Source organism: Arthrobacter sp. YD4 (assembly GCF_030410515.1).
Classification (GTDB): Bacteria; Actinomycetota; Actinomycetes; order Actinomycetales; family Micrococcaceae; genus Arthrobacter.
The window spans coordinates 50890-67132 of the sequence record NZ_JAUHHD010000005.1 but is presented as its reverse complement, the minus strand read 5'-3'; the positions used below and the strand labels follow the sequence as shown (position 1 = coordinate 67132).

Below are 16243 nucleotides of genomic sequence, written 5' to 3'. Positions count from 1 at the left end.
GCACCCATGCACTCCCGACCCCAGCCCGCCAAGGCGGGACCGGCCAGCGTCGAGGCGCACCGGGATAAGGTCCGCGCACTGCTGGCAGGCCTCGCCGTCCGCACCGACACCGTGCCGCTGGCCGACGCGCTGGGCCGCGGACTGGCCCGAAACATTACCGCGCCGCTGGACCTCCCGCCGTTCGCCAACTCCCAAATGGACGGATACGCCGTGCGCAGCGCGGACCTGGCCGAGGGCGGCACCGAGCTGCGCGTCACCGACCCGGTGCCCGCAGGCGCCCAACCCGCCGCCCTGGCCGCCGGGACCGCGGCCCCGATCATGACCGGGGCAATGATCCCGCCGGGTGCGGACGCCGTCGTACCGATCGAAGCGGCCGAGCCGGACGTCTTCCCCGAACCCGGCAGCCCCGCCACCGTCCGGCTGCCCGCCACGGCCACAGGAACCTACGTCCGCGCCGCCGGCAGCGACATCGCCGCCGGGACGCGGGCACTGGCCGCCGGCACCTACCTGGGCCCCGGGCAGCTGGGACTGCTCGCCGCCCTGGGCCTCGCCGAGGCACCGGTGCACGCCGCCCCGACGGTGCTGCTGGTCACCACCGGCGACGAGGTGGTGGCCCCGGGCACGCCGCTGGAGGCCGGCAAGATCTACGACGCCAACTCCACCCTGCTCGACTCCGGGCTACGGCAGGCCGGCCTGGCCGTCACCCGCGCCGGCATCACCGCGGACGACCCGGCCGCCCTCGAGCGGCTGCTCCGCGCCCACGCGCCCTCGGTGGACCTCATCATCACCACCGGCGGCGTCAGCAAGGGCGCCTACGAGGTGGTCCGGCAGGCCCTGGAGGGCCACGGCGTCGAATTCGGCTCCGTCGCCATGCAGCCGGGCGGACCCCAGGGGCTGGGCACCTTCGACGGCGTCCCGGTGCTGTGCTTCCCCGGCAACCCGGTCAGCTGCCTGGTCTCCTTCGAGATGTTCCTCCGTCCCGTCCTCACCGGGCTGCTCGGCAGTCCCGCGGGCCGGACGGCCGTCCGCGCCCGGCTGGCCGCCCCGCTGACCTCGCCCGCGGCCAAGCACCAGGTCCGGCGGGGGACCCTTACCCCGGACGGCACCGTGCACCTGGAGGGCGGCCCCGGCTCACACTTGGTGCACGCCCTGGCCCTCTCCAACGCCCTGGTGCACGTCCCGGCCGGTACCCCGGAGCTCGCCGCCGACGATGAGGTGGAAGTATGGGTGCTGTGAACGACGCAGAACTCTCCCCGCCCGCGCTGACCCATCTCCGCCGGGACGGCACCGCCCAGATGGTCGATGTCTCCACCAAGGCCGAGACCACCCGCGAGGCCACCGCCACCGCCACCGTGCACAGCACCGCGGAGGTCCTCGCGCTCCTGGGGTCCGGGGACCTCCCCAAGGGCGACGCGCTCGCCGTCGCCCGGGTCGCCGGCATCATGGCCGCCAAGAAGACGCCGGAGCTTATCCCGCTGTGCCACCCGCTGCCCATCAGCAAGGTCACGGTGGACTTCGAGCTCGGCACGGACACCGTCACCGTCTTCGCCACCGTGAAGACCCGCGGCGTGACCGGGGTGGAGATGGAGGCCCTCACCGCGGTCTCCGTCGCCGCCCTGAGCGTCTACGACATGATCAAGGCCGTCGACAAGCACGCCGTGCTCAACGACATCAAGGTCCTGGCCAAGAGCGGCGGCAAGAGCGGGGACTGGACCCTGTGAGCAGCCACGAACCCCACTCCCACGGGGAACCACGCACGCAAGGGGAACCCCATACCCACGGCGAGGTGACCGGCCGGAAGGCCGGGATCGTGATCGCCTCCACCCGCGCCGCGGCCGGGGTCTACGAGGACCTCACCGGCCCCGTCATCGCGGACTGGCTGACCGAGCACGGCTTCGAGACGTACCCGCCTCTGGTGGTTCCCGACGGCGAACCGGTCGGCGCCGCCCTGCGCGCCCTGCTCAGCCAGCGCCCCGCGGTGATCATCACCAGCGGGGGGACCGGCCTCAGCCCCACCGACGCCACTCCGGAACAGACCCTGCCGCTGCTGGACCGCGAGATCCCCGGCATCATGGAGGGGCTGCGGGCCGTCGGCGCCGCCAAGACACCCACAGCGCTGCTCAGCTGCGGCCACGCCGGCGTCGCGGGCACCACCTTCATCGTCAACCTGCCCGGATCGCCCAAGGGCGTGATGGACGGCCTTGGCGTCCTCGACCCGATCCTCGGGCACCTCTGCGACCAGCTGGAAGGCACCCATGGGCACTGACGCCACCAACCCCGACGCCACCAACCCCGACGCCACCACAGCCGCCACCACAGCCGTCGGCGGCGCCACGTTCGACATCGTCCACGCCGTCCTCAGCGCCGAGCCCATCTCCGTCGACCAGGCCATCGCCGCCGTGGAGTCGGACACGGCCGGCGCCGTCGTCAGCTTCAGCGGCGTCGTCCGCAACCACGACGGCGGCAAGCCGGTGGACAGGCTGAGCTACAGTGCGCACCCCACCGCCCACCAGGTGATGGCCGACGTCGTCGCCGGGCTCGTCGCCGAACACGCCGCCGCCGGCACGGAGTCCAAGCCGGTCCGGATCTGGGCCGCGCACCGCACGGGCATGCTGGAGATCGGCGACCCGGCCCTGGTCTGCGCCGTCTCCGCCGCGCACCGCGGGCAGGCCTTCGCCGTCTGCGCCGAACTGGTGGACCGGATCAAGGAACAGGTGCCGATCTGGAAGGAACAGTTCTTCAGCGACGGCACCGTCGAATGGGTAGGCGCGGGGGAGTAACGCCTCCGGCGGCGTGTGCCCGCCGACGCCCGCAGCCAGCCGCCCGCGGCGCGTGCCCCGTTACGCGGGGCCGGTCCGGGCGGTAACGGTTCAGGCCGGCCAGCGCCCCGGCGGTAGGGTTGAGCACATGACCGAACAACTCGCCGTCGCCGTCCTTGGCGCCAACGGACGCATGGGCGCGGAGGCCGTCAAGGCCATCGACGCCGCCGAAGACCTCACCCTCGTTGCCGCCCTCGGCCGGGGCGATTCCCTCGAAACCCTCACGGAGGCCGGCGCACAGATCGTCGTCGACCTGACCGTTCCCGAGAGCACCGAGGCGAACGTCCGCTTCGCCGTCGACCACGGGATGCACGCCGTCGTCGGCACCACCGGCTGGGACGCCGGGCGCCTGGACCGGCTCACCGCCCTCCTCGCCGGCCGGCCGGAGACCGGGGTGCTGATCGCCCCCAACTTCGCGCTGGGCTCGGTCCTGGCCTCCGCCTTCGCCGCCAAGGCCTCCCGCTACTTCGAATCGGTCGAGATTATCGAACTTCACCACCCGGACAAGGTGGACGCCCCCTCCGGCACCGCCGTGCGCACGGCACAGCTCATCGCCGCCGAGCGCGACGCCGCCGGCGTGGCCCCCAGCCCCGACGCCACCACCAGCGAGCGCCCCGGCGCCCGCGGCTGCGACGTCGACGGCGTCCGGGTCCACAGCGTCCGGCTCCGCGGCCTGGTGGCCCACCAGGAGGTCCTGCTCGGCGGGCCCGGCGAGCAGCTGACCTTCCGCCACGACTCGTTCGATCGCGCCTCCTTCATGCCCGGCGTGCTGCTGGGTGTCCGCAATGTCGCGGCGCACCCGGGCCTCACCGTGGGCCTGGACGGCTACCTGGACCTGGGCCTCTGATGGCAAACGTCCTGGCCGCCTTCAAGGCAAACCGCACCAAGATCTGGGTGGGCGCGGTGACGCTCCTGCTCGTCTTTTACCTGGTGGTCTCGCTGCAGCGCTCGGTGCTGCTGCTCGGCGACCCCAACCTGGTGGCCAAGGCCCTGGGCCTGGCCTACCTGCTGCTGCCCATCATCGGGGCCTGGGCGCTGGTGCGGGAACTGCTCTTCGGCGCCCGCACCGAACGCCTGGCCAAGATCCTCGAGGCCGAGGGCGGCCTGCCGGAGGACACCCTGCCGCGCACCCCCGCCGGGCGGATCATCCGCGAGGCCGCGGACGCCGAATTTGAGAAGTACCGCGTCGAGGCGGAAGCCGCGCCGGATGACTGGCGGTCCTGGTTCCGGCTCAGCTGCGCCTACGACGCCGCCGGCGACCGGAAGCGCGCCCGCGCGGCCATGCGCGACGCCGTCCGCCTTTACCGCGACGGCGGGAACACCGCGGACCGACCGGCCTAGCGGCCCGCGAGGGTTCGGCCCCGGCCCAGCAGGTTCGCGCCGTGGCCGGCCCACTCCAGCGGCCCCCGCCAGGACAGTGTCGCGAAGACCCAGCCCAGCGCCAGGACCGCCAGCGCCTGCGCCCAGAAGACGCCATCGGGGCTCCACCCGGACGGCAACGGGTGGCCGTGCAGGGACGCCATGACGCACACGTGTGCCGTGTACAGGCTGAGCGTCATCGCACCGGCGCCGCGCAGGGGGCGGAGCAGGTCCAGCTCCAACCAGTCCGCCAGCCGGGCCAGCAGCAGGCAGACGCCCAGCACGGCGGCCGCGACCCCGGAGGTGTGCAGCAGGTCCAGGCTGGTGCCCGAGTGCGGGGCGGCGGTGGCCAGCCACCAAGCCGAGCCAGACTGGTCCACGCCGGCGAGGTTGACCTGCAGCAGGGACGCCAGCGGATAGTCGGGGTCACCGATGGCCGCCTGCAGCGCCGCCCGGCCGCCCCGGTCCTCCATCAGCACCCCGGCGAACCACTTCGCGAAGACGGCGGCGACCGTCCCGGCGGCCACCAGGCTGACCTGCAGACCGACCCGGCCCAAAGGCAGCCGGCCGAGCGCGAGTCCGATCAACAGGTACGTCAGCCACTGCACCACCGGGTAGTAGCCGGTGAGCAACAGGTCGCCGGCCACCCGGGCGGGCTCCGCGAGATCCGCCCAGCCGGGGTTGTGCCCCAGTTGCAGCGGCGGCTCCGGTGCCAGCAGCCACGGGCGCAGCAGGTAGGCGAGCACCGGGCTGGCCAGCAGCCACCCGGTGGCGAACGCGAACAGGCGCCCCGGCCGCAGCCCGAGGAAGGGCAGGATGCAGAGGAACAGGACGGCGTAATGCACCAGGATGACGGCGATGTTCACCTCGAGGGCCCCCAGGGTGAGCCCGACGGCGGCCACCACCAGGGCCCGCAGGGCCACCCCGCGCCGCGCCGCCCAGAGCTCGCGCCCGGCGTAAGGCTGCTCCTTGCCTGTGGACAGCGCCAGGCCCACCCCGGCCAGGACCGCGAACAACGCCGCAGCCCGGCCCGAGAACGCCAGGCCCACCCAGGTGGGGGTGAGTGCCGCGTCGGCCTCGAAGGTGGGCAGGGCGTGGGTGGCCATCATCCCCAGCAGCGCCAGGCCCCGGGCGGCGTCGACGCCGGTCAGGCGGGGCGTCCGGGGCGTCCCGCCGGCGGTCCTGGAACGGGGAGCGGTACCGCGGGAGGTCATGGCTCGATCGTCTCACGAGGGCCGGTCGCGACCCTTGTGTTCGAATATATGTTCGAATAAGATAGCGGCATGAACCATCCACCAGAACCGCAGCCGGCCGGGTTCGGGCCGTCCTCCGGGGTCCTCAAGGCCATGAGCCCCGGCGTCGTCGATTTCCTGTTCCGCCGGCTGGTGGCCGGGGAAGCCGCGGAGGACCTCACCTGGCACAACGAGGGAACCGCCCTGTCCGCCCAGCAACCCGGCGCCGAACTGGCACGCCGGCTCGCCGAGACCGATGTCGAGGCGCTCACGCCGATCGAGCTCTTCCACTACGTCCGCGCGGCGCAGCGGCTGGCCGCGTGGGCGGAGTCGCTGCGGGAGCAGGCGGTGGGCCGCTACTGCGCCGCGCCTGGCAACGCGGGCGGCGCCGCAGCGGGTGCCGCGCCGGGTGCCGCGCCCGAACGGGGATGATGCGCGTCACGTTGCCTTTATTGTCCTAACACTGCGGGGACAAGGTAACGTTTTTGCCATGGCTGACTCTGACATTCGCTCTTACACGTTTGGAACCCTCGTGACCGCCATGGTCACGCCGTTCACGAACGATGGTGACGTCGATTATCAGAAGTCCGCCGAACTGGCCTCCAAGCTCGTCGACGACGGCAACGACGCCCTCGTCATCTCCGGCACTACCGGCGAGACCTCCACCCTGGAGGACGACGAAAAGGAAAAGCTGTTCCGCGTCATCGTCGAGGCGGTGGGGGACCGGGCCAAGGTCATCGCCGGTACCGGCACCAACCACACCTCGCACTCGATCGAGATGGCCAAGCGGGCCGCCAAGGCCGGCGCCCACGGCCAGCTGATCGTCACCCCGTATTACAACAAGCCCAGCCAGGCCGGCATCCAGGCGCACATCGAGGCTGTCGCCGACGCGGCGGACCTGCCCGTCATGGTCTACGATATCCCCGGCCGCGCCGGCGTCCCGATCCTTCCCGAGACCATGATCCGGCTGGCGGACCACCCCCGGATCGTCGCCCTCAAGGACGCCAAGGCCGACTTCGCCGCCGTCACCAAGGTGCTGGCCAACACGGACCTTGACGTCTACTCCGGCGACGACGGCCTCACCCTGCCCTGGATGGCCGCCGGCGCCGTCGGGCTTGTCAGTGTTTCCGCGCACGTCGCGACCCGGCAGTTCCGGGCCATGATCGACGCCGCGCTTGCGGGCGACTTTGCCACCGCCCGCACCCTACATTTCGAACTGGACCCCGTGGTCCGTGCAGTGATGACCCACATTCAGGGCGCTGTAGCTGCGAAGCAAGTTCTCAAGTGGCAGGGAGTCCTGCCCAACTCGGTTGTCCGTTTGCCCCTCGTGGAGCCGGGCGAAGCCGAGATCGAAACAATCCGCGAGGACTTGGCGGAGGCCGGGCTCGTCTACGCCTGATCCGGCCCCGCGCCGCATCACGCCCCGACCTGCCATGCCCCGCCTGGAAAGTAGTGCACTATGACCCAAACCGCCCTCCCCGGCCTCGTCACGCCGCCGAAACTGGCCGCCAACACCCTGCGGATCGTCCCGCTGGGCGGCCTCGGCGAGATCGGCCGCAACATGACGGTCTTCGAAATCGGCGGCAAGCTGCTGATCGTTGACTGCGGCGTCCTCTTCCCCGAGGAGACCCAGCCCGGCGTGGACCTGATCCTCCCGGACTTCTCCTACATCGAGAAGCGCCTGGACGATGTCGTCGCCGTTATCCTCACCCACGGCCACGAGGACCACATCGGCGCCGTCCCGTACCTGCTGCGCCTGCGCAACGACATCCCCCTCGTCGGCTCGCAGCTGACCCTGGCGCTGATCGAGGCCAAGCTGCAGGAACACCGGATCAAGCCGACCACCATGATCGTCAACGAGGGCCAGGTCGAGAAGTTCGGCCCCTTCGAGTGCGAGTTCGTGGCCGTCAACCACTCCATCCCGGACGCCCTCGCGGTCTTCCTGCGCACCGCCGGGGGCACCGTGCTGCACACCGGTGACTTCAAGATGGACCAGCTGCCCCTCGATGGCCGCATCACCGACCTGCGCCACTTCGCAAAGCTCGGCGAGGAAGGCGTGGACCTGTTCCTCTCGGACTCCACCAATGCCGACGTTCCCGGCTTCACCACCGCGGAAAAGGAGATCGGCCCCACCCTGGACCGCCTCTTCGGCCAGGCGTCCAAGCGCATCATCGTCGCTTCCTTCTCCTCGCACGTGCACCGCGTCCAGCAGGTGCTCGACGCCGCGGCCAACCACAACCGCAAGGTCGCCTTCGTCGGCCGGTCCATGGTCCGCAACATGGCCATCGCCGCCAAGCTCGGCTACCTCGAGGTGCCCGCCGGCATCCTGGTGGACATCAAGAACATTGACAACCTGCCGGACAACCGCGTGGTGCTGATGTCCACCGGTTCCCAAGGCGAGCCGATGGCCGCGCTGTCCCGCATGGCCAACGGCGACCACCGCGTCGTCGTCGGACAGGGCGACACCGTCATCCTTGCCTCCAGCCTGATCCCGGGCAACGAGAACGCCGTCTTCCGCATCATCAACGGCCTGCTCAAGCTCGGCGCGGACGTGATCCACAAGGGCAACGCCAAGGTGCACGTCTCCGGCCACGCCGCCGCCGGCGAGCTGCTCTACTGCTACAACATCCTCGAGCCGCTGAACGCCATGCCGGTTCACGGCGAGACCCGGCACCTGATCGCCAACGGCAAGATCGCCCTGGACTCCGGCGTGCCGGAGGAAAGCATCCTGCTGGCCGACAACGGCACCGTGATCGACCTGCGCGATCACGAGGCGGACATCGTCGGCCAGGTCGAGGTCGGCTTCGTCTACGTCGACGGCTCCAGCGTTGGCGAGGTCACCGAGGCGGACCTCAAGGACCGCCAGACGCTCGGCGACGAGGGCTTCATCTCGATCGTCACCGTCATCCACCGCGCCACCGGCAAGGTCGTCTCCGGCCCGGAGATCCACGCCCGCGGCGTCGCGGAGGACGACTCGGTCTTCGACGAGATCATCCCGAAGATCAACGCCGCGCTCGAGGACGCCGTCAAGAACCGCGACCACACCACGCAGCAGCTGCAGCAGGTTGTCCGCCGGGTTATCGGTACCTGGGTCAACCGCAAGCTGCGCCGCAAGCCGATGATCATCCCGGTGGTCCTCGAGGCGTAGGCCCCGGCAGCACCAGCAGCACCCGAACGGCTCCTCCCGCCGGTTCCGCCCCCGCGCGGCCCGGCCGGGGGAGCCGTCCGGCGTTAACCGGCCCCGCCGCGCCGTGAGGCCGCCAGGGACGGGGGCGCGCCGTGAGCCCGCCGGGCAGGGGGAACGCCGGGCCGGGGAGCGCCAACATGGCCCGCTCCGCCCCGGAAATCCGGGGCATCCGGCCGGTCCTCGGGTACCGTGGCAGGTATGGCGACACGAACTACTTCCGCGCCTAGAGGCAACTCAAGCGGCAGCCCGCGGGGCAAATCAGGCACATCTTCGGCCAAAGGCTCCGGCGCAGCCGCGTCCAAATCCCGCACGCAGGGGACGGCCCGCACCCGGCAGATGGCCGCCGTCGAGCCGCACCAGCCCTGGCTGGTCCGCGTCGTCGCTGGCGCCTGGCTCGGCGTCGGGCACGTCCTGGGCGCCGGGATCCGCCGCATCGGCTCCGACGTCAGCGACCTCCACCCCGAGGACCGCCGCGACGGCGCCGCCCTGTTCAACTTGGTCCTCGGCGTCTTCGTGGCAACCTTCGCCTGGTGGGGCTTCCGCGGCTGGCTCCCGGACCTGGTCTACGGGATCGTCAACGGCACGTTCGGCTGGATGACCCTGCTCCTGCCGCTGATGCTGTTCGTCTGCGCCTTCCGGCTCTTCCGCCAGCCGGTGGACGGCCGCGGCAACAACCGCGTCGGTATCGGCTTCCTCATCATGACCTTCGCCGGCTGCGGCCTCGCCCACATCATCGGCGGCCAGCCCGGCGTCGCCGAGGGCTTCGACGGCCTCCGCCGCGCCGGCGGCATGCTCGGCTACCTCGCCGCCGCGCCGCTGGCCACCATCCACCCCGCCGTCCCGGTGGCCCTCTACAGCCTGCTCGCGTTCACCTCCCTGCTGATCGTCACGGCCACACCGTTCGGCGCCATTCCCTCCCGGATCCGCGGCGCCTACGAACACCTCATGGGCATCGATCTCCGGGACGAGCCGGAGACCAACTCCCACGACCGCAGCTACCTCTACGAGAACGACGCCCCCGCGCCGAAGAAGAAGCGCAAGCGGCTCTTCGGCAAGGACCAGGACGCCGCCGACGCCCGCCTCGAGGGCTACGTCGGCGACGAGGCCTTCGAGCACGCCGTCGTCGACGACGAACCCGACGACGCCCACGACGACGGCGGCCGCCGCGGCCGGAAGGCACCCGCCGTCGCGCCCGGCGTGCGCCGGCCCACCCAGGCCGAGATCGCCGTCGAGAAGATCAAGGCCGCCCAGGGCCTGGGCGCCGCGGCGGACGGCGCCACTCCGGAGAACGCCACCGAAGCGATCCCGCAAATCACCCCCGGCATGATCGCCGCCGGGTCCGTCACCGCGGGCGCCGCCGCCGCGCCCAAGGTCCCGGCCAACCCCGTCGCCCCCGCACCGCAGCCCACCCCGATCCCGCAGCGGACCGAGCAGCTCTCCCTCGCCGGGGACGTCACCTACACGCTGCCGGCCTCGGACTTCCTGACCCCGGGCTCCATCCCCAAGGAGCGCACGGAGGCCAACGACGCCGTCGTCGCCGCCCTGACCGACACCCTGACCCAGTTCAACGTGGACGCCACCGTGACCGGCTTCAGCCGCGGCCCCACCGTCACCCGGTACGAGATCGAACTCTCGCCCGGCACCAAGGTCGAACGCGTCACGGCCCTGTCCAAGAACATCTCCTACGCGGTGGCCAGCTCCGACGTCCGGATCCTCAGCCCCATCCCGGGCAAGTCCGCGATCGGCATCGAGATCCCCAACACGGACCGCGAGACCGTCTCGTTGGGCGATGTCCTCCGCAGCCAGAACGCCCGCCGCACGGACCACCCGATGGTGATGGGCGTCGGCAAGGACGTCGAGGGCGGCTACGTCGTGGCCAACCTCGCCAAGATGCCCCACTTGCTCGTGGCCGGTGCCACCGGTGCCGGTAAGTCCTCGTTCGTGAACTCGATGATCACTTCGATCCTGATGCGCGCCACCCCGGACGAGGTGCGCATGGTTATGGTGGACCCCAAGCGCGTGGAACTGACCGCCTACGAGGGCGTCCCGCACCTGATCACCCCCATCATCACCAACCCCAAGAAGGCCGCCGAGGCGCTGCAGTGGGTGGTCCGCGAGATGGACGCCCGCTACGACGACCTGGCCAACTACGGCTTCAAGCACATTGACGACTTCAACAAGGCCGTCCGCGCCGGGAAGGTCCACCCGCCCGTGGACTCCAAGCGCGTCATCCGCCCTTACCCGTACCTGCTGGTGATCGTGGACGAGCTCGCCGACCTGATGATGGTCGCCCCGCGCGACGTCGAAGACTCGATCGTACGCATCACCCAGCTGGCCCGCGCCGCCGGCATCCACCTGGTGCTCGCCACGCAGCGGCCCTCGGTGGACGTCGTCACCGGCCTGATCAAGGCCAACGTCCCGTCCCGGATGGCGTTCGCCACCTCCTCGGTCACCGACTCCCGCGTCGTCCTCGACCAGCCCGGCGCGGAGAAGCTGATCGGCCAGGGCGACGCCCTCTTCCTGCCGATGGGCGCCTCCAAGGCCATGCGCGTCCAGGGCGCCTGGGTCACCGAATCCGAGATCCACAAGGTGGTCGAGCACGTCAAGGGCCAGCTGCAGGCCGTCTACCGCGAGGACGTCGCCCCCGAGGCGGAAAAGAAGCAGATCGACGACGACATCGGAGACGACCTCGAGGTGCTGCTGCAGGCCACCGAACTGGTGGTCACCACGCAGTTCGGCTCCACTTCGATGCTGCAGCGCAAGCTCCGCGTCGGCTTCGCCAAGGCCGGCCGGCTCATGGACCTGCTCGAATCCAGGGGAGTGGTGGGACCCTCCGAGGGTTCCAAGGCCCGCGACGTGCTGGTCAAGCCGGACGACCTCGCGGCCGTGCTGGCGGCCATGAAGGGCCAGGAGGCCCCGGCCGCGGCCGACTCGCAGACCGCCGCGCTGAGCGACAACGCCAACGCCAACGTCGCCCAGGGCGGCTACGCCGAGGACCTCGTGGCGGCGGACTTGGACAACCGCGCCCAAAGCGTCGACTACTACGACGGCGCGGACGGCGGCGAGGACGAGGGCTCCGAGGACGCCTGGTCGCTCACCGGCCGGTAACCGGTGCAGACGGTAGCCTAAGAGAGTGACTAGCGCCGAGAACAACCCCGGGTCCGCCCCGCAGATCTGGAACCTGCCCAACATCCTGACGATGCTGCGGATCGCGCTGGTGCCCTTCTTCATCTGGTGCCTCGTTGCGGATGCCCCGGGCCTGCACGCCGGCAACGGGCCGTGGCGCTGGGCCGCCGTCGCCGTCTTCGCCGTCGCCATCTATACGGACAAGCTCGACGGCGATATCGCCCGCAGCCGCGGCCTGGTCACCGACTTCGGCAAGATCGCGGACCCCATCGCCGACAAGCTGCTGATCGGCTCGGCCCTGGTGATGCTCTCCCTGCTGGGTGAACTGCCCTGGTGGGTGACCGCCCTGATCCTGATCCGCGAGTGGGGCATCACCGCCCTGCGCTTCTTCGTTATCCGCTACGGCGTGATTCCCGCCTCCCGCGGCGGCAAGCTCAAGACCGTCGTGCAGACCGCGGCGATCTTCCTCTACGTCGTCCCGCTCGCCGCGATCGCCCCGTGGCTGGGCGTGCTGGGCTTCATCGTGATGCTCGCGGCCCTCGCCATCACCGTCTGGACCGGCGCCGAGTACGTCATCGAGGCCATGAAGCTCCGCGCCCGCGGCATCAAGGCGCAGCAGCAGAAGATCCAGGAGGGCACCCCGTGACCGGCCCTGAAGCCCACCTGAACCTGCACCCGGGAGCCCACCCCAACCTGCACCGCCTCGCCGGCGAAGCCGTGGAGCGGTCCGTTGCCGCCGGCCTGACGGTAGCCACGGCCGAGTCCCTCACGGCCGGCATGGTCGCCGCCGTCCTCGCCGACACGCCCGGCGCCTCCGCGATGCTCCGCGGCGGCGTGGTCGCCTACGCCAACGAGGTCAAGGCCGCGGTGCTCGGGGTCCCGGAGGCCCTCCTCGAGACGGCCGGATCGGTCGACGGGGACGTGGCCGCCGCCATGGCCGCGGGCGCCCGCCGCGCGTGCGGCGCCGACGTCGGCGTCTCCACCACCGGCGTCGCCGGCCCCGACGCCCACGACGGCAAACCCGTGGGCACCGTCTTCATCGGCGTCGCCACCGCGGAGGGCGCGGCGTCGTACCCCTACCGTTTCGAGGGCAGCCGTCAGGAGATCCGGGCGCTCTCCTGCGGCGCCGCACTCGAACGGCTGCTCGACGCCGTCGGCGGTGCTACCGGACCGTAAAGTAACGGGGAACAAAACGTGATTTCGAATAGTTGTTACATTGTGTCGCCACCGAAGAAGGGCGGCGCATAGGATGAAGTCACCGAGACGTTCGCACCGAAACGGCGAACCGACCAACGAGGGAGCAAGGCGATACAGATGGTAAAGCAGCCCGTATCCGTAAACGGCGTTGTCCGCTGGAAGGATGTGGGCCTCGCCGATCAGGCTAAGAGCGAACAGAAGGAGCGCAAGATGGTTGTACTTCGTCACGAAATTGGCGACGTCCTGCGCGACGTCCGCCAGCGCCAGGGCCGTACCCTCCGCGAAGTCTCGCACAGTGCCCGAGTATCCCTGGGCTACCTGAGCGAAGTGGAGCGCGGCCAGAAGGAAGCCTCCTCGGAGCTGCTCTCCTCGATCTGCACGGCCCTCGATGTCCCGCTTTCCAGCATGCTCCGCGAGGTCAGCGACCGTGTCGCCGTGGCCGAGGGCGTGGCAGTGCCGGACACCGTTCCGCAGGAATTCTCCCAGCGGTACGGCCGTGATTTGGACAGTGAACTGAACGACGAACTGGGAACCGGACTGCTCTCGGGCGCCCGCTAAACCCAGCGTCACCCAAAGCATAGAAAAGGTCCCCGGCGGTGTGCCGGGGACCTTTTGCGTACCGCCGCAGGTCTCTTAGAGGTCTTCGTCGCGCGGGAAGCCATCCCGTTCGTAGCTGGCATTGAGCCGGGCCATGTACCCGGCGAAAGCCGCCAGGTCCCCGGCCGGCCACTCCGCCAGCCGGTCCCGGAACACCTCGCGCCGGGCGTCCTGCACCAGGTGCATCTTTTCTTCGCCCAGGGCCGTCAGGCTGATCGCTTGCGCCCGGCCGTCCAGCGGGTCCGCCGCCTTGGACACCAGGCCGAGGCCCTCCAGGAACGCCACCTGGCGGCTGACCGACGGCTTGCCCACGCCCAGCCAGGCCGCCAGCTCGGTCAGGCGGATCGGCCCCCGGGCCCGAAGCACCGAGAGCAGGCCGTACGCGGCGGGTTCCATATCCGGGTGCACCTCGCGGGAGAGCCGCTGCGAGACGGAACGGGCGCGCCGCCACAGCAGGCTCAGCTGGTGTTCCACCTCGGCGATGGACTCGTCGGGGGAGGCCGCGCCGGCCCCGGAACCCTGCTCCGGCGTGGTCGCGGCGTGGTCAATGGTGCTCATAGCAACCATTCTAGGGTCCGCCCCGGGCTCGGCTTCCGTGAGAGACTTGTGCGGTGCGAATCAGCGACTTCTGGCGGCTCATGGACGACGAGTTCGGTGCCGGCTACTCCCGCGTCCTCAGCAGTTCCCTGGTCCTGGCCGGCGTCGGAGGACGCACCGCGGACCAGGCGCTGAGCGCCGGCATCCCGCCCAAACAGGTGTGGCTGGCCATGTGTGACGTCCAGGACGTGCCCGCGGAGCGCCGGCTCGGCCGCGACATCAAACCCCGCGACCAGGGCCCGCTGAACTAAACCACGGCGACGTCGGCCCGGGAACCGGTCCGGTGAACCATGCCCGGACCGTGGGCGCCTGGCCTCCCGCGGTGCCTGACACGCCGTGGGATTGTTCGAATATCTGTTCGGGTCGGGCTATGCTTTTTTCAGAGCGTTTTCCACATACGCGACGACGGCGGCAACTTTGTCAGTGGCTGCCCCTAACGTCGGTGATGACAGCAACGGCCGTGACGGCCACTCTCCAATGAGAAAGTTTTTGAGGTGTGAATCATGGCCGCAGCCCCGGATCGCCAGAAGGCGCTCGACGCAGCACTCGCCCAGATTGACAAGCAGTTCGGCAAGGGCTCGGTCATGCGCCTGGGCGACGAAGTCCGCGCCCCCATCGAGGTCATTCCCACCGGCTCCATCGCCCTGGATGTCGCCCTTGGCATTGGCGGCCTGCCCCGCGGCCGCGTCGTAGAGATCTACGGCCCCGAATCCTCCGGTAAGACCACCGTGGCGCTGCACGCCGTCGCCAACGCCCAGCGCCAGGGCGGCATCGCGGCCTTCATCGATGCCGAACACGCCCTGGACCCGGAATACGCTGCCAAGCTGGGCGTGGACACGGACGCGCTGCTCGTCTCGCAGCCTGACACCGGTGAGCAGGCCCTGGAAATCATGGACATGCTGGTGGGTTCCGGCTCGCTGGACATCGTCGTGATCGACTCCGTCGCCGCGCTGGTGCCCCGCGCCGAAATCGAAGGCGACATGGGCGACAGCCACGTCGGCCTGCAGGCCCGCCTGATGAGCCAGGCCCTGCGTAAGATCACCGGCCGGTTGAGCCAGACCAAGACCACCGCCATTTTCATCAACCAGCTCCGCGAGAAGATCGGTGTCTTCTTCGGCTCCCCGGAAACCACCACCGGTGGTAAGGCGCTGAAGTTCTACGCCTCTATCCGCATCGACGTCCGCCGGATCCAGACCCTCAAGGAGGGCGCGGACTCGGTCGGCAACCGGACCAAGGCCAAGATCGTCAAGAACAAGATGGCCCCGCCCTTCAAGATCGCCGAATTCGACATCATCTACGGCCAGGGCATCTCCCGCGAGGGCGGCATCATCGACATGGGTGTCGAGCACGGCCTGATCAAGAAGTCCGGTTCCTGGTTCACCTACGACGGTGACCAGCTGGGCCAGGGCATGGAGAACTCCCGCCGATTCCTCCGTGACAACCCGGAGCTGGCAGCGGAGCTGGAGCGCCTGATCAAGGAAAAGCTCGGCGTCGGCGTCAAGGCAGCCGACGCGGAAGAGTCGCCGAAGCTGAAGGCCGTTGACGGGTTCTAGGCCACGGGCTTCTCAACGACCGGCGCCGGAGCTGGACGCCGACGCGGACCCCGCGTCGGTGGCCCGCACCATCATCCTGCGCCAGCTGACCGGCTCCGCCAAGAGCCGGCACCAGCTCGAGCGCAAACTCGCCGAGCGGAACATTCCCGAGGACGTGGCCGAGGCCGTGCTGGACCGCTTCGAGGCGGTCCGGCTGGTGGACGACGCGGAATTCGCCCGGATGTGGGTCAGGAGCCGCTCGGAAAACCGGAAGCTCGCCAGGGGAGCCCTGCGCCGGGAACTGGCCGAGAAGGGCGTCGCGGAGGACGCGGCGGCCGAGGCGCTCGCCCAGGTGACCGACGAGCAGGAAGACGCGGCTGCCCGGCAACTGGTGGAGCGGAAGCTGCGGTCCCTGCGCGGCCTCGAGGACCGGGCGGAACGGGACAAGGCCGTCCGGCGTCTGGCATCCATGCTCGCCCGGAAGGGCTACCAGCCGGGACAGGCGTTCCGGATCGTCAACGAGGTCATCGACGCGTCGCTGCAGGACGGCGGCGCGGGCGACGTGCCGCCCTTGGATGACTGAGCTTGGCCCTGGAT

18 protein-coding genes are annotated in these 16243 nt (G+C 70.3%); 16 read left to right on the top strand and 2 right to left on the bottom strand.

Annotated elements, in window-relative coordinates:
- The first annotated feature begins 6 nt into the window (after window positions 1-6).
- The 6 genes from glp (at window position 7) to QWJ39_RS13255 (ending at window position 4160) form a co-directional block, all read left to right on the top strand.
- On the top strand, window positions 7-1236 hold the full coding sequence (gene glp / locus QWJ39_RS13280) for a gephyrin-like molybdotransferase Glp (protein ID WP_290258326.1): 1230 nt from the start codon (window positions 7-9) through the stop codon (window positions 1234-1236).
- The gene (moaC, locus tag QWJ39_RS13275) at window positions 1224-1721 is read left to right on the top strand and encodes a cyclic pyranopterin monophosphate synthase MoaC (protein WP_290258325.1); all 498 of its coding nucleotides are present in this window, start codon (window positions 1224-1226) and stop codon (window positions 1719-1721) included. Before glp ends, moaC begins: the two co-directional genes overlap by 13 nt.
- A 65-nt stretch (window positions 1722-1786) precedes the next feature.
- A complete protein-coding gene (locus tag QWJ39_RS13270; RefSeq protein WP_290258323.1) occupies window positions 1787-2266 on the top strand; it encodes a MogA/MoaB family molybdenum cofactor biosynthesis protein in 480 nt (159 codons plus the stop codon).
- On the top strand, window positions 2256-2780 hold the full coding sequence (locus QWJ39_RS13265; protein WP_290258322.1) for a molybdenum cofactor biosynthesis protein MoaE: 525 nt from the start codon (window positions 2256-2258) through the stop codon (window positions 2778-2780). The genes QWJ39_RS13270 and QWJ39_RS13265 overlap by 11 nt, the downstream gene beginning before the upstream one ends.
- Before the next feature lie 127 nt (window positions 2781-2907).
- Window positions 2908-3666, top strand: a complete 759-nt coding sequence (gene dapB / locus QWJ39_RS13260; RefSeq protein ID WP_290258321.1) for a 4-hydroxy-tetrahydrodipicolinate reductase — start codon at window positions 2908-2910, stop codon at window positions 3664-3666.
- On the top strand, window positions 3666-4160 hold the full coding sequence (locus QWJ39_RS13255) for a hypothetical protein (protein ID WP_290258320.1): 495 nt from the start codon (window positions 3666-3668) through the stop codon (window positions 4158-4160). Before dapB ends, QWJ39_RS13255 begins: the two co-directional genes overlap by 1 nt.
- On the opposite strand, the gene QWJ39_RS13250 is transcribed toward QWJ39_RS13255, so the two are convergent.
- A complete protein-coding gene (locus QWJ39_RS13250; protein ID WP_290258319.1) occupies window positions 4157-5392 on the bottom strand; it encodes a heparan-alpha-glucosaminide N-acetyltransferase domain-containing protein in 1236 nt (411 codons plus the stop codon). The genes QWJ39_RS13255 and QWJ39_RS13250 overlap by 4 nt on opposite strands.
- Window positions 5393-5461: 69 nt before the next feature.
- Between QWJ39_RS13250 and QWJ39_RS13245 the strand changes: the two genes are divergently transcribed.
- The 7 genes from QWJ39_RS13245 (at window position 5462) to QWJ39_RS13215 (ending at window position 13478) form a co-directional block, all read left to right on the top strand.
- Window positions 5462-5842, top strand: a complete 381-nt coding sequence (locus tag QWJ39_RS13245; protein WP_290258318.1) for a hypothetical protein — start codon at window positions 5462-5464, stop codon at window positions 5840-5842.
- A 58-nt stretch (window positions 5843-5900) separates the two neighbouring features.
- On the top strand, window positions 5901-6809 hold the full coding sequence (dapA, locus tag QWJ39_RS13240) for a 4-hydroxy-tetrahydrodipicolinate synthase (RefSeq protein ID WP_290258317.1): 909 nt from the start codon (window positions 5901-5903) through the stop codon (window positions 6807-6809).
- Between the two features lie 60 nt (window positions 6810-6869).
- On the top strand, window positions 6870-8558 hold the full coding sequence (locus tag QWJ39_RS13235; protein WP_290258316.1) for a ribonuclease J: 1689 nt from the start codon (window positions 6870-6872) through the stop codon (window positions 8556-8558).
- 237 nt (window positions 8559-8795) lie between these two features.
- Window positions 8796-11705 carry a DNA translocase FtsK gene (locus QWJ39_RS13230; protein WP_290258315.1) on the top strand — a complete coding sequence of 970 codons (2910 nt, stop codon included), beginning with the start codon at window positions 8796-8798 and terminating at the stop codon, window positions 11703-11705.
- A gap of 25 nt (window positions 11706-11730) precedes the next feature.
- The gene (gene pgsA / locus QWJ39_RS13225; protein WP_290258314.1) at window positions 11731-12369 is read left to right on the top strand and encodes a CDP-diacylglycerol--glycerol-3-phosphate 3-phosphatidyltransferase; all 639 of its coding nucleotides are present in this window, start codon (window positions 11731-11733) and stop codon (window positions 12367-12369) included.
- Window positions 12366-12899, top strand: coding sequence for a CinA family protein (locus tag QWJ39_RS13220; RefSeq protein WP_290258313.1), 534 nt, complete (start codon window positions 12366-12368; stop codon window positions 12897-12899). The genes pgsA and QWJ39_RS13220 overlap by 4 nt, the downstream gene beginning before the upstream one ends.
- A gap of 138 nt (window positions 12900-13037) precedes the next feature.
- Entirely contained in the window at window positions 13038-13478 is a 441-nt protein-coding gene (locus QWJ39_RS13215) for a helix-turn-helix transcriptional regulator (RefSeq protein WP_290258312.1), read from the top strand.
- A 75-nt stretch (window positions 13479-13553) separates the two neighbouring features.
- Here QWJ39_RS13215 and QWJ39_RS13210 read toward each other — a convergent pair whose 3' ends face one another.
- Complete coding sequence (locus tag QWJ39_RS13210) at window positions 13554-14075, bottom strand: MarR family winged helix-turn-helix transcriptional regulator (protein ID WP_290258311.1); 522 nt, start codon at window positions 14073-14075, stop codon at window positions 13554-13556.
- A 53-nt stretch (window positions 14076-14128) separates the two neighbouring features.
- On the opposite strand from QWJ39_RS13210, the gene QWJ39_RS13205 reads away from it, so the two are divergent.
- From QWJ39_RS13205 to QWJ39_RS13195, 3 genes are all read left to right on the top strand, one after another.
- Entirely contained in the window at window positions 14129-14365 is a 237-nt protein-coding gene (locus tag QWJ39_RS13205) for a DUF3046 domain-containing protein (RefSeq protein ID WP_290258310.1), read from the top strand.
- A 252-nt stretch (window positions 14366-14617) separates the two neighbouring features.
- The gene (gene recA, locus QWJ39_RS13200) at window positions 14618-15667 is read left to right on the top strand and encodes a recombinase RecA (RefSeq protein WP_290258309.1); all 1050 of its coding nucleotides are present in this window, start codon (window positions 14618-14620) and stop codon (window positions 15665-15667) included.
- Between the two features lie 58 nt (window positions 15668-15725).
- Window positions 15726-16229 carry a regulatory protein RecX gene (locus QWJ39_RS13195; RefSeq protein ID WP_290258308.1) on the top strand — a complete coding sequence of 168 codons (504 nt, stop codon included), beginning with the start codon at window positions 15726-15728 and terminating at the stop codon, window positions 16227-16229.
- Window positions 16230-16243 lie beyond the last annotated feature (14 nt).